Here is a 12736-nt window from a genome sequence, read left to right as displayed (position 1 = left end):
ACTGGGAACAGTATCAGGACCGGATTCATTGTGAGTATAGGTAACTATGAGCTAGGCTCATGGCAGTCTCGCCTGAAGGAGGCCCATGCCCCACGACGAACCGAAGTGGACCCCATCGAACGAAGCCCTCGACCCCACCCGCCCGCCCCCGGCGGACCGCCCCCGCGAACTGCGCCGCATCATCGGCCTGTTCCGCCCCTACCGCGGCCGGCTCGCCGTGGTCGGAGCGCTCGTCGGCGCCTCCTCGCTGGTCGGCGTGGCCTCGCCGTTCCTGCTCAAGGAGATCCTGGACGTCGCGATCCCCCAGGGACGGACCGGGCTGCTCAGCCTGCTGGCGCTCGGCATGATCCTCACGGCGGTCGTGACCAGCGTCTTCGGCGTGCTCCAGACGCTGATCTCCACCACCGTCGGCCAGCGCGTCATGCACGACCTGCGCACCGCCGTCTACGCCCAGCTCCAGCGGATGCCGCTGGCCTTCTTCACGCGGACCCGCACCGGCGAGGTGCAGTCCCGGATAGCCAACGACATCGGCGGCATGCAGGCCACCGTCACCTCGACCGCGACCTCGCTCGTGTCGAACCTGACCGCCGTGATCGCCACCGTCGTCGCGATGCTCGCGCTCGACTGGCGGCTGACCGCGGTCTCCCTCCTGCTGCTGCCCGTGTTCGTGTGGATCAGCCGCCGGGTCGGCAACGAGCGCAAGAAGATCACCACGCAGCGGCAGAAGCAGATGGCCGCGATGGCCGCGACCGTCACCGAGTCCCTCTCGGTCAGCGGCATCCTGCTCGGCCGCACCATGGGCCGCTCGCAGTCCCTCACCGACGCCTTCGCCGAGGAGTCCGAGAAGCTCGTCGGCCTGGAGGTGCGCGCCAGCATGGCCGGGCGCTGGCGGATGTCCACCATCGGCATCGTCATGGCCGCCATGCCCGCACTGATCTACTGGGCCGCCGGCATCGCCCTGCAGACCGGCGCCCCCTCGCTCTCCGTCGGCACCCTCGTCGCCTTCGTCACCCTCCAGCAGGGCCTGTTCCGGCCCGCGGTGAGCCTGCTGTCGACCGGTGTGCAGATCCAGACCTCGCTCGCACTCTTCGCCCGGATCTTCGAGTACCTCGACCTGCCGGTGGACATCACCGAGCGGGAGGAGCCCGTGCGGCTGGACCGCGCCCGGGGCGAGATCCGCCTGGAGGACGTCCACTTCGCCTACGAGGCGAAGACCGGCCCCACCCTCACCGGCATCGACATCACCGTCCCGGCCGGCGGCTCCCTCGCCGTGGTCGGCCCCACCGGCTCCGGCAAGAGCACCCTCAGCTACCTGGTGCCCCGCCTCTACGACGTGACCGGCGGTCGGGTCGCCCTCGACGGGGTCGACGTGCGCGACCTCGACTTCGACTCCCTGGCCCGGTCCATAGGCGTCGTCTCCCAGGAGACCTACCTCTTCCACGCCTCGGTCGCCGACAACCTGCGCTTCGCCAAACCGGACGCCACGCAGGAGGAGATCGTCGAGGCCGCCCGCGCGGCGCAGATCCACGACCACATCGAGTCCCTGCCCGACGGCTACGAGACCCTGGTCGGCGAGCGCGGCTACCGGTTCTCAGGCGGCGAGAAGCAGCGCCTGGCCATCGCGCGCACGATCCTGCGCGACCCGCCGGTGCTCATCCTCGACGAGGCGACCAGCGCCCTCGACACCCGCACCGAGCACGCCGTGCAGCGGGCCATCGACAACCTCTCCAAGGGCCGTACCACCATCACCATCGCGCACCGCCTCTCCACCATCCGCGATGCCGACCAGATCGTGGTCCTGGACGCCGGACGGATAGCCGAGCGCGGGACGCACGAGGAGCTGCTCGGGGCCGGCGGCCGCTACGCCGCACTGGTCCGCCGCGACCGGGACGCCGCCGCCCACGCGCCAGACCGGGAGCGCGGGGACTCCGGGAGAGGGCCCGCGGGGGAGCCCGTACCCACTCCGGTGAACGTGTGATCGTACGACCGGGGCGGGGTGTGGTGCCCGAAAGGCGCCGGTTCGGGCGTTAACGTGCCCGCATGCCTGACGAGCACCGGCCCTACCGGCCGCACCAGCCGCCACCGCGTCGCTCCCGGCTCACCCGGCGGGGCCGCCTGGTGCTCCTCTTCGGCGCGCTCCTCGGCATCGGGCTCGCCACGCTGGTGACCGGACCCCTGCTGCCCGAGGAGGAACCGCCCGAGAAGCCGCGCCGGCTGCTGATCCCCGAGGGCTGGCGGGCCGCGCAGGTCTACGCCGCCGTCGACCGCGAACTGCGCCTCCCCGCGGGCACCACCAAAGCGGCCGTCGCCACGACGGCCCTGGACCTGCCGGCGGAGGCGAAGGGCAACCCGGAGGGCTACCTCTTCCCGGCGACCTACCCGGTGACCAAGGAGTCCACCCCGGCCTCGCTGCTCTCGTTCATGGTGCGCACCGCCCACCGGAAGCTCGCCACCAAGGCCGTCGCCGACGGCGCCAAGGCGCACGGGATGACCCCGTACCAGACGGCCACCCTCGCCAGCGTCATCGAGGCGGAAGCCGACGGCCCGGCCGACATGGGCAAGGTCTCCCGGGTCGTCCACAACCGGCTGGCGAAGTCGATGCCGCTCCAGATGGACTCCACCATCAACTACGCCCTGGGCCGCAACACCGTGGACACCACGCTCGGCGACACCCGCATCGACCACCCCTTCAACACCTACGCGCGCCAGGGCCTGCCGCCCACCCCCATCGACAGCCCGGGCCTGCGGGCGCTGGCCGCCGCGGTCGCGCCGACACCCGGCGACTGGCTGTTCTTCGTCACCGTCAAGCCCGGCGACACCCGCTTCTCGGCGACCTACGAGGAACACAGGAAGCACGTCGCGGAGTTCAACCGGCTGCGCGCCGCCGCCGGACCGCCCGCGAAGGCCCCCGCCGCGAAATGAGCGGGCGCCGCCGCCGCGCCCCGGCCTACCATCGGCCGCCTGACGGACGCGCGGACACGGCGGGGGCGGCGAAGCATGGGGCGGTCATGGTGGACACGTCGTACGAGGACCCGCGCGCCCGCGCCGCCCCCGGCGGACGGCACCGCACCGCGGGCGGAGGAAGCGCACGAGGACCGGGAGGCGGCCGCCGCCCGGAAGCACCTGGAGGAACTCTGGGGCAGTGACGTGGCGGACTGGCAGCAGTGGCTGGCCCGTTCACCGGAGGGGGTCGACCTGCTCCTGTGGTGGCACCGGCAGCGCGCGCTCACCGCCCTCGTCGGCCCGGACGCCTACCGCGAACGCCTCGCCCTGCTGCTGTCCCGGGCCGCCCCGCGCGACATCGCCGCCATGGGCCTGGGCTGCAGCCGCCGGGTCGACCGGCGCTGCCGCACCCCGGAGGTCTGCGGCCAGGACCCCGTCCCGCACCCGCCCGGCAGCCCGGCCCCCCACCGGTCCGGACCCGTGCCCGGGGCGTGCAGCCGCTTCATCGACTGCTACACCGCGCACGAGGTCCGCGTCCACTTCTCCGAAGGCGACCGGCACAGTGCGGTGCTCCTGCTCCGGGGCGGACCGGACGAAGCCCGCATGTGGGTGGACGGTGTCCCCGTCGGAGAGGGACTGTGGCTGGACAACGGCGGTTGGTGGCAGGACGACCGGTTCTACGTGATCCGCGTCGGAGGCCCGGAAGACCATCCGCACCAGGGCCTCGGAGACATCGGCGACTGGCTCTACAGGATCGTCTCCCTCCTGGTCTACGACGCCGAGCGGGCCGTGGCGCACGTACTCGTCCCCGAGCCCTGCGAGGAATGGACGGACCCGGTGCTGGAGATCCGCGACGGCGTCGGCCGCGTCTACGCGACCGAGGAGGCCCGCGAAGCCGGCACCGCCGACCGGGAGTTCCCGCTGGACGGCCCGGTCCCGGACCCGGCCGGGGCCCCGGCCCCGGATCCCGGCCCGGCCGCGGGCTGAGACGCCGCCGGGCCGCGCGCCAGCAGGCGGCGTATCTCGCGCACCGCGGCGCCGCCCGCCCGGTTGGCGCCGATGGTCGAGGCCGAGGGGCCGTAGCCCACCAGGTGGACCCGTTCGTCGCGCACCGCCCTGGTCCCCTCCACCCGGATCCCGCCGCCCGGCTCGCGCAGCCGCAGCGGCGTCAGGTGGTCGACGGCCGCCCGGAATCCGGTGGCCCACAGGATCACGTCGGCGTCCACGCTCCGCCCGTCCTCCCACGCGACGCCGGCCGGGGTGATCCGGTCGAAGACGGGCAGCCGCTCCAGCACCCCGGAGTCCAGCCCCGCCCGCACGGCCTCCGTCAGGGCCAGCCCGGTCACGCTGACCACGCTCCGCGGGGGCAGTCCCCGCCGGACCCGTTCCTCCACCAGCGCCACCGCCGCCCGGCCCTCCGCCTCCCCGAAGGCCCCCTCGCGGAACACGGGAGGCCGCCGGGTGACCCAGGTGGTCCCGGCCGCCACCTCGGAGACCTCCAGCAGGTGCTGCACCGCCGAGGTGCCGCCGCCCACCACGACCACCCGGGCCCCGGCGAACGCCCCGGGGCCGGGGTAGTCCGCGGTGTGCAGCTGGCGGCCCCGGAACAGCTCCTGGCCCGGGTAGCGCGGCCAGAACGGCCGGTCCCAGGTCCCGGTGGCGTTGACCAGCGCCCGCGCCGACCAGCTCCCGGACGCGGACTCCACCAGCAGCCGCCCGCCGCCGCCCTCGCGCACGGCCGTCACGTCCACGGGCCGCCGCACCCGCAGCCCGAACCGCTCCTCGTACGCCGCGAAGTACTCCCCGATCACCTCGGACGAGGGCCGCAGCGGATCGGCGCCGGTCAGCTCCATGCCGGGCAGGGAGTGCATGCCGTGCACCTTGCCGTAGGTCAGCGTGGGCCAGCGGAACTGCCAGGCCCCGCCGGGGCGGGGGGAGTGGTCCAGCACCACGTGCCCGATGCCCGCCCGCGCCAGGTGGTAGGCGCTGGAGAGCCCCGCCTGACCGGCTCCGACGACCACCACGTCCACGTCCGCCGCGTCCCTCAGCATTTCGTTCACGGTTCTACCAACTCGCCGGGCCGGCGGGATCTTCCCGGACCGGCCCGCCCGCGCTCAGGCCGGGACGGGGGAGAGGTCGTGCAGGCGGCCGAGGCGGCCGCGGGTCTCCTCGTCCAGCGGGACGAAGGTCGTCAGCCGCGCGCCCGACGCCGGGCCCAGCCACAGGCTGGTGTGCTCCAGGCGCAGCAGCCCCACGTGGGCGTTGCGGATGTACTTGGTGTTGCCGCCCGCCGCGACCACCTCGTGCCGGGCCCAGATCTCCCGGAACTCCGGGGAGGCCGCCTCCAGCCGGGCCAGCAGGGTCTTCCAGGCGGGCTCCGCCAGGTGCCCGGCCATGGAGGCCCGGAACTTGGCCGCCAGCAGCCGGTTCACCTCCGGCATGTCGACGAGGGAGGCCCGCCAGTCCGCGTTGGTGAAGGCCAGCCACATGCAGTTGCGGTCCGCCGGAGGGAGCGCGTCCAGGTCGCACAGCAGCCGCCCGTACGTGCTGTTGTAGGCGAGGATGTCGTACCGGCTGTTCTGCACGCACGCCGGGATCGGGTCCAGCTGGTCGAGCATGGCCCGCAGGGCCGGGGTCACGCTCGGGCAGCGGGTGTCCGGCGCCGGGTCGGTGCTGCCCGCCAGCGCGAACAGGTGCGCGCGCTCGCTGGAGTCCAGCAGCAGGGCCCGCGCCAGCGCGTCCAGCACCTGCGGGGACACCTGGATCTCACGCGCCTGTTCCAGCCAGGTGTACCAGGTGACGCCGACGGCGGACAGCTGCGCGACCTCCTCGCGGCGCAGCCCCGGCGTCCGGCGGCGTCGGCCCCGGACCAGCCCCACCTGCTCGGGTGTGATCCGCTCGCGGCGGCTGCGCAGGAAGTCGGCGAGCTCGTGACGGCGCAGGTCGCTCTCGGGGGCAACAGTGGTCATGGCACCAGGGTGCCGCACCGCGCATCCCGTTGCCAGGTACTCCTGGTACCAGGATAAGGAGACTCTGGTACCAGGCTGAGCGGCGGTGGATCGTCTCTTCCGTGAGCGAAACAACCGTACGCACGACCCACCCGTCCCCGTCCGTTCCCGCGGTGGCCCCCGCCGTCCCGGCCACCGCCGCGGCGCCCGCCGTCCTCACCCCGCTCGGGCTGTTCACCGTCCTGCTGGGCGCGGCCCTCCCCCTGATCGACTTCTTCATCGTCAACGTGGCGCTGCCCGCCATCGACGCCGACCTCGCCGCCGGCCCGGCCATGCTGGAACTGGTCGTCGGCGGCTACGGGGTCGCGTACTCGGTGCTGCTGGTACTGGGCGGCCGGATCGGCGACACGGTCGGCCGGCGCCGGCTCTTCCTCGTCGGCATGGCCGCCTTCGGGCTGACCTCCCTGGCCTGCGGACTGGCGCCCACCGCCTGGACCCTGGTCGGCGCCCGCGTGGCCCAGGGCGCGGCGGCGGCCCTGATGCTGCCGCAGGTGCTCGCCACCATCCAGGCCACCACCCAGGGCCCGCGCCGGGCCCGCGCGATGAGCCTGTACGGAGCCACCGCGGGCCTGTCCATGGTCGCCGGGCAGATCCTCGGCGGGGTGCTGGTCGCCGCCGACGTGGCCGGGTCGGGCTGGCGTTCGGTGTTCCTCGTCAACGTGCCCGTGGTGGTGGCGGGGCTGATCCTCGCCGTCCGTGCCGTACCGGAGACCCGCTCGGACCGGCCGGCGTCGGTGGACGTCCCCGGCACCCTGCTGCTCGCCCTCACCCTGGTGTCCCTGCTGCTGCCCCTGACCGAGGGCCGGGCGGCCGGCTGGCCGCTGTGGACCTGGGTGTCACTGGCCGTGTCCCCCTTCGCGGCCCTGGCCTTCTACCTGACCGAGCGCCGCGCCGACCGCCTCGGGCGGACCCCGCTGGTGCCGCCGAGCCTGCTGCGCCTGGCGTCGCTGAGGCGCGGGCTGGTCATGCTGGTGCCGTTCTCGATCGGCTTCAGCGGCTTCATGTTCGCCGTCGCCGTGGCGCTCCAGCAGGGCCTGAGCATGGGCCCGGTGGCGGCGGGACTCGCCCTGGTGCCGCTGGCCCTGGCCTTCTTCGCCGCCTCGCTCGCCGGACCACGGCTGGTCGGCAGGTTCGGCAGCCGGGTCGTCACCGCCGGCGGGCTGATCCAGGCCCTCGGCATCGCACTGGTGCTGGCGGCCGCCTGGTACGGCTGGCCGGACCTCGGTCTGGCCGGACTGGCTCCGGGCGTCGCCGTCGCGGGCCTCGGCCAGGGACTCCAGCTGCCGGTGCTGATGCGGCTGATGCTCTCGGACGTCCCGGCCGACCGGGCCGGGGTGGGCAGCGGGGTCATGATCACCACGCAGCAGTCCTCACTGGCCCTGGGCGTGGCGACCCTCGGCACCCTCTTCCTCGCGCTGGCCGACTCGCTGGGGATGCGCGACGCGCTCGCCGTGACCCTGCTGGTCCAGCTGGGCCTGATCGTCGTCACGGTGGCCCTCAGCCTCCGCCTGCCGCGCGCGATGCGCTGAACGGCCCCCCCGGGGCCACGCCCCCCGGCGCCCCCCGGATGCCGTCAGGCGCGGGCGGCGGCCCCGCGCGCGAACAGCCACTCCTCGGCGGCGTCCGCGTCGAACTCCCGCTGGCCGCCCGCGAAGAGGAGCCCCGCCGCCGCGAACGCCGGATCGCCCGCGCTCTCCGCCACGTACGGGACCGCCACGCAGCCCATGCCGGCGGCGTGCGCGGCCAGCGCCCCCGGCGCCGCGTCCTCGACCACCACGCAGTCGGCGGGCCGGGCGCCGAGCCGGCGGGCCGCCTCCAGGAACACGTCCGGGGCGGGCTTGCCCCGCTCGACCTCCTCGGCGGAGACGACCGTCGTCAGCAGCGCGGCCAGCCCGGTGCCCTCCAGCACGGCGTCGATCGCCTCCCGCGAGGAGCCGGAGGCCACCGCCATCGGCACGCCCCGCGCGTGCAGCCGCTCCACGAAGGTCCGCATCCGGGGGAAGGCCTCCGTACGGGTGCGGGCCAGCTCCAGGTAGGCGGCGTTCTGCTCGGCCAGCAGCTGTTCGACCGGGGGCCGCAGGCCGTAGCGGTCCTTGAGGACCTCCAGGGTCTCCAGCGTGCCGATGCCGATGAACCGGGAGTGCTGCTCCCACGTGAAGTCGGGCACGCCGTGCCGCTCCAGGGTGAGGCGCCCCGACTCGTAGTAGTTCGGCTCGCTGTCCACGAGGGTGCCGTCGAGATCGAATATGACGGAGATCATCCGTTGTGCCCGTCCTGCCGGTCGTGTACCTGTCCCGGCCATCCTGTCAGGGTTTGGGCGCCGCCCGCCCCACGGACTCCACCAGCGGCAGCAGCCGGTGCGCCACCCGCTCCCGCAGGGCGACCTCCGTCCGGGTGCGGACCACCCCCGGAAGCCGGATCAGCCGCTGGATCACGTCCTCCAGATGCCCGGCGTCCCGGGCCACCACCCGCGTCAGCAGGTCCCCGCCACCAGTGATCGAGAAGGCCTCGACGATCTCCGGAACGGTCGCCAGCGCGTCCCCGACCTCGTCCAGATGCCCCTGGGTGACCTCGATGTGCACGAACGCCAGCACCGGATGCCCCAGCGCGGCGGGGGAGAGGACCGGACCCGAACCGGTGATCACCCCGGTGCGCTCCAGCCGGTCCAGCCGGGCCTGGAGGGTGCCGCGCGCCACGCCGAGGATCCGGGCGTACTCGCGGACACTGGTGCGCGGCTGCTCGATCAGCAGGCGCAGGATCCGGGTGTCGAGCTCGTCCACCGCCATGTCAGGACTGTACGTCAGGACTGTACCAATCGCCCGGATCATCCCGTCGCCGGGACGAGCGCACCCGATCACGGGGAACGACCGCACCCGATCACGGGAAGCGACCGCATCCGATCACGCCCCCGGCACCGAAGAACGGGGTGACGGCCGAACCGGGCGACAGCCGCCGCCCCCGGCCGCCACCCCCCGCCCCCGACACGGAGCCGAGCGCATGAACACCGCAGTGGTCCTGTACACCTCCGACCTGCGCGTGCACGACCATCCGCCGCTGCGCGCCGCCCTCTCGTCCTGCGACCGGATCGTCCCGCTCTTCGTCCGTGACCGGGCCATCGAGGACTCCGGCTTCGCCGCGCCCAACCGGCTGGCCTTCCTCGCCGACTGCCTCGCCGACCTCGACGCGGCCCTGCGCGAGCGCGGCGGCCGCCTCGTCCTGCGCTCCGGGGACGCCGTCGCCGAGGTCTGCGCGCTCGTCCAGGAGGCCGACGCCGACGAGGTGCACATGGCCGCGGGCGTCAGCGGCTACGCCCGGACCCGCGAGGAACGGCTGCGTGAGGCACTGGAGGCACAGGGGCGCCGGCTCTACACCCACGACACGGTGGTCACGGCGGTCGCCCCCGGAGCGGTCGTCCCCGCCGGCTCGGGCGCCGACCACTTCTCCGTCTTCACCCCCTACCTGCGCCGCTGGACGGAACTGCCCCAGCGGGCCGTGGCCGCCGCCCCGCGCCGCGTACGCGTCCCCGAGGACATCGGCTCCGAGGAGCTGCCCCGCCGCGCGGCCGTCGCCGGAACCTCCCCGGGCCTCGCACGCGGCGGCGAACGCGAGGCCCGGCGGCTGCTGGCCAACTGGCTGCGCTCCGGCATCACCCGCTACGAGGACACCCACGACGACCTCGCCGCGGACGCCACCTCCCGGCTCTCCCCGCACCTCCACTTCGGCACCCTCTCGCCCGCCGAGGCCGTCCAGCGCTCCGCCGCGGCCGGCGGCGCCGGAGCCGAGGCCTTCGTCCGGCAGCTGTGCTGGCGCGACTTCCACCACCAGGTCCTCGCCGCCCGCCCCGAGGCCGCCACCGCGGACTACCGCACCCGGCACGACCACTGGCGCACCGGACCGGCCGCCGAGGAGGAGCTCCAGGCCTGGAAGGACGGCCGCACCGGCTACCCGGTGGTCGACGCCGCCATGCGCCAGCTGGGCCACGAGGGCTGGATCCACAACCGCGGCCGCCTGCTGGCCGCGAGCTTCCTCGCCAAAAGCCTCTACGTCGACTGGCGGGCCGGCGCCCGCCACTTCCTGGACCTCCTCGTGGACGGGGACGTCGCCAACAACCAGCTCAACTGGCAGTGGGTGGCCGGCACCGGCACCGACACCCGCCCCAACCGGGTCCTCAACCCCGTCCGCCAGGGCCTCAAGTACGACCCCGACGGCCGCTACGTCCACCGCTGGGTGCCCGAGCTGGCCGGACTGCCCGCGCCCCGCGTCCACGAACCCTGGCGGCTGCCCGGGACCGAGCGCGCCCGGTACGACTACCCGCCGCCGCTCGTGGAACTCGCCGACGCCCTCGACCGCTTCCGCCAGGCGCGGCCCGGCGCGGCACCGGGCGGCGTACCGTAGGCCGGTGGACCCCGAACCCGCCCTGAGCACCGGCGCCGTCGCCCGCCGCCTCGGGGTCTCCCCGACCACGCTGCGCTCCTGGGAGCGCCGCTACGCCATCGGCCCGGCCCACCGCGAGGACGGACGGCACCGCCGCTGGACGCCCCGGGACATCGCCCGCCTGGAGGAGATGTGCCGGCTCACCGCGCGGGGCGTGCCCCCGTCCGAGGCGGCGCGGGTCGCGCTCGGCGCAGCACCCGCCGCCCGCGCGGGCGGGAGGGCGGCGGCCGTGGTGCCGGGCGGGCCCGGTGCCCTCCCCCTCGGGGAGGCGCGGCCGGAGGGACGGGGGCTCGCACGGGCCGCCGTACGCCTGGACCAGCCGGCGGTGGCGGAACTGCTGGAGGCCGCCCTGGCGGAACACGGCCTGGTCACGGCCTGGGAGGAGGTCATCGCGCCGACCCTGCACGCGGTCGGCCGCAAGTGGGCCTCGGCGGGGGAGCGTTACGTCGAGGTGGAGCATCTGCTGTCCTGGCAGGTCTCCGCCGCCCTGCACCGGATCCGCCCCGCGCCGGACCAGGTGCGGGTGCCCCCGGTGCTCCTCGCGTGCGTGCCCGGGGAGCTGCACAGCCTGCCCATCGAGGCCCTGGCGGCCGCCCTCGGCGAACGGGGCGTGCCGGTACGGATGTTCGGCGCCGCCCTGCCCGCCGGGGCGCTGTGCGACGCGGTACGGCGTACGGGTCCCCGTGCCGCCGTGCTCTGGGCGCACTCCCGCACCACCGCGGACCGGGCCCTGGCCCGCTCGGTCGCCGGCATCGAGTGGGGGCTGCGCGGCGCCCGCGGCCACTCGGCGCTCCTGCTCGCCGGACCCGGCTGGGGCCCGGAGGCCCAGGGGCCGCGCACCGGGCGGCTGTTCGGGCTGCGCTCCGGCCTCGGCGTCATCGCGGACCTGGTGGCCGGGCAGGCTCCAGCGACCGCCGCAGGGCGTGCAGGGCCCGCCGCATATGGCTCTTGACGGTACCCAGCGGGAGTCCGGTGCGTTCCGCGATCTGGCTCTGGCTCAGATCGGCGTAGAAGGCCAGGCACAGCACCCGCCGCTGGGCCGCGGGAAGCCGGGCCAGCTCCCCGAGGACCAGCACCCGGTCCACGGCCCGGTCCGGCGGCAGCCCCTGCGCCCCCTCGTGCGGCTCCCCGGCGCGCCGCGCGGCGGCCCGCACCACCCGGGCCAGCCGCACCCGGGCCTCCAGGGCGTCGGCCACCTTGTGCCGGGTGATGCCGGTCAGCCAGGCCCCCATCCCGCCGGGCCCCGGACGGTACCCGGCCCGGCCGCGCCAGGCGGCGAGGAACACCTGCTGGGCGACGTCCTCGGCCTCGCGGGGATCACCCAGGGCGCGCAGGGCGAGGGCGTGCACCATGGGCCGCCAGCGCCGGTAGACGGCCTCCGCGCACGCCTCGTCGCCGGCGGCGAACCCGGCGGCGAACCCGGGCTCCGCGGCGGGGTCGGCGGCACGGGCGGGGGCGTCGTCCTGCGGACGGCAGCCCTGCGGGGGAACGGTGTCCATACGACGAGCCTCCCGAGACCGCGCCGGGGACTCCACTTGCACCGTTTCCGCATCGATTCTGACCCCCGTTCCCGCTCGGCAGCGCCGGGCCGGTCCCCGCTCAGCAGGTGCCGGGGCGCAGCGCCGGCTGCCGTACGTAGGCCAGGCCGACCGCGCACACCAACGCCGACGCCGGCAGCAGCAGCCAGTTCACCGTCCACCCGGCCCGCACCATCAGGGCCCCCGTCAGCCCGCCCGCGAACATCGCGGCGACCGCCCACGCCCGCCGCCCCCACGCCCCCGTGCCGTATCCGAAGGCGCTGTCGTGCCCCAGCGCCGAGCCGCCCAGGAGTCCCGTCATCGACCGGGTCACCAGGGTCGTCGGCACCCCCGGCATGTTGACCCGCATGCTGGTGACGTTGCGGAAGCCCATCGCCACCGCGAGGACGGAGGCCGTCATCAGGTGCCGCGCGGCCGGGTTCCCGTACCGCGGCGGCACGCCCCACCCGACGCAGGCGGCGGCCAGGAGCAGCGCCGCCTCCACCGCCAGGCCGATCGTGAACCAGTGCCGCCCGCGGGCCTGCGCGGCGCCCTCCAGCCGGGCCGCGCACACCGCGCCGACCGCGAACGACAGCAGCGACACCCCCGACGCCAGCGCGGGCAGGCTCCCCTGATGGGCCGTGCCGAAGGCGAGGAAGAGCACGTTGCCGGTCTGCATGGCGGTGAACACCGGCCCCAGGGCCAGCAGGCTGACGGCCTCGATCAGCCCGGTCACCCAGGTCAGCACCAGCAGCAGGACGGTCAGCCGCCTGCATTCACGCACGTCCATGAAGCCCGACAGTGACACGCCCGCCCGGCTCCGGCGGCCCGACA

General features: G+C 75.0%; 12 protein-coding genes. 6 read left to right on the top strand and 6 right to left on the bottom strand.

Annotation, left to right across the window (positions count from 1 at the left end; genetic code table 11):
• Positions 1–85: 85 nt before the first annotated feature.
• The 3 genes from AC07A6_RS07475 to AC07A6_RS07465 all read left to right on the top strand — a co-directional run bounded on the left by AC07A6_RS07475 (position 86) and on the right by AC07A6_RS07465 (position 3930).
• On the top strand, positions 86–1978 hold the full coding sequence (locus AC07A6_RS07475) for an ABC transporter ATP-binding protein (protein ID WP_362462555.1): 1893 nt from the start codon (positions 86–88) through the stop codon (positions 1976–1978).
• Between the two features lie 62 nt (positions 1979–2040).
• Positions 2041–2922 carry an endolytic transglycosylase MltG gene (gene mltG, locus AC07A6_RS07470; RefSeq protein ID WP_478776408.1) on the top strand — a complete coding sequence of 294 codons (882 nt, stop codon included), beginning with the start codon at positions 2041–2043 and terminating at the stop codon, positions 2920–2922.
• 75 nt (positions 2923–2997) lie between these two features.
• Entirely contained in the window at positions 2998–3930 is a 933-nt protein-coding gene (locus AC07A6_RS07465) for a hypothetical protein (protein ID WP_478776407.1), read from the top strand.
• On the opposite strand, the gene AC07A6_RS07460 is transcribed toward AC07A6_RS07465, so the two are convergent.
• Entirely contained in the window at positions 3813–5033 is a 1221-nt protein-coding gene (locus AC07A6_RS07460) for an FAD-dependent oxidoreductase (protein ID WP_478776517.1), read from the bottom strand. The two genes, AC07A6_RS07465 and AC07A6_RS07460, sit on opposite strands and share 118 nt — an antisense overlap.
• A gap of 24 nt (positions 5034–5057) precedes the next feature.
• Positions 5058–5912 (bottom strand): MmyB family transcriptional regulator, encoded by an 855-nt coding sequence (locus AC07A6_RS07455; RefSeq protein WP_478776406.1) that lies wholly within the window; start codon positions 5910–5912, stop codon positions 5058–5060.
• A 152-nt stretch (positions 5913–6064) separates the two neighbouring features.
• Here AC07A6_RS07455 and AC07A6_RS07450 point away from each other — a divergent pair, with 152 nt between their 5' ends.
• A complete protein-coding gene (locus AC07A6_RS07450; RefSeq protein WP_362462608.1) occupies positions 6065–7480 on the top strand; it encodes an MFS transporter in 1416 nt (471 codons plus the stop codon).
• 44 nt (positions 7481–7524) lie between these two features.
• On the opposite strand, the gene AC07A6_RS07445 is transcribed toward AC07A6_RS07450, so the two are convergent.
• On the bottom strand, positions 7525–8211 hold the full coding sequence (locus AC07A6_RS07445) for an HAD family hydrolase (protein WP_478776405.1): 687 nt from the start codon (positions 8209–8211) through the stop codon (positions 7525–7527).
• 46 nt (positions 8212–8257) lie between these two features.
• Complete coding sequence (locus AC07A6_RS07440; RefSeq protein WP_478776404.1) at positions 8258–8737, bottom strand: Lrp/AsnC family transcriptional regulator; 480 nt, start codon at positions 8735–8737, stop codon at positions 8258–8260.
• 211 nt (positions 8738–8948) lie between these two features.
• Between AC07A6_RS07440 and AC07A6_RS07435 the strand changes: the two genes are divergently transcribed.
• Complete coding sequence (locus tag AC07A6_RS07435; protein WP_478776403.1) at positions 8949–10346, top strand: cryptochrome/photolyase family protein; 1398 nt, start codon at positions 8949–8951, stop codon at positions 10344–10346.
• A 4-nt stretch (positions 10347–10350) separates the two neighbouring features.
• Positions 10351–11337 (top strand): MerR family transcriptional regulator, encoded by a 987-nt coding sequence (locus AC07A6_RS07430; protein WP_478776402.1) that lies wholly within the window; start codon positions 10351–10353, stop codon positions 11335–11337.
• Here AC07A6_RS07430 and AC07A6_RS07425 read toward each other — a convergent pair.
• Together AC07A6_RS07425 and AC07A6_RS07420 are read right to left on the bottom strand one after the other, a co-directional pair.
• Positions 11261–11884 (bottom strand): RNA polymerase sigma factor, encoded by a 624-nt coding sequence (locus AC07A6_RS07425; RefSeq protein WP_478776401.1) that lies wholly within the window; start codon positions 11882–11884, stop codon positions 11261–11263. The two genes, AC07A6_RS07430 and AC07A6_RS07425, sit on opposite strands and share 77 nt — an antisense overlap.
• A gap of 100 nt (positions 11885–11984) precedes the next feature.
• On the bottom strand, positions 11985–12692 hold the full coding sequence (locus AC07A6_RS07420; RefSeq protein WP_478776400.1) for a YoaK family protein: 708 nt from the start codon (positions 12690–12692) through the stop codon (positions 11985–11987).
• Between the last annotated feature and the right edge of the window lie 44 nt (positions 12693–12736).

The organism is Streptomyces sp. NPDC044002 (genome assembly GCF_056434525.1).
This window is presented reverse-complemented; position numbering and strand designations above follow the sequence as displayed.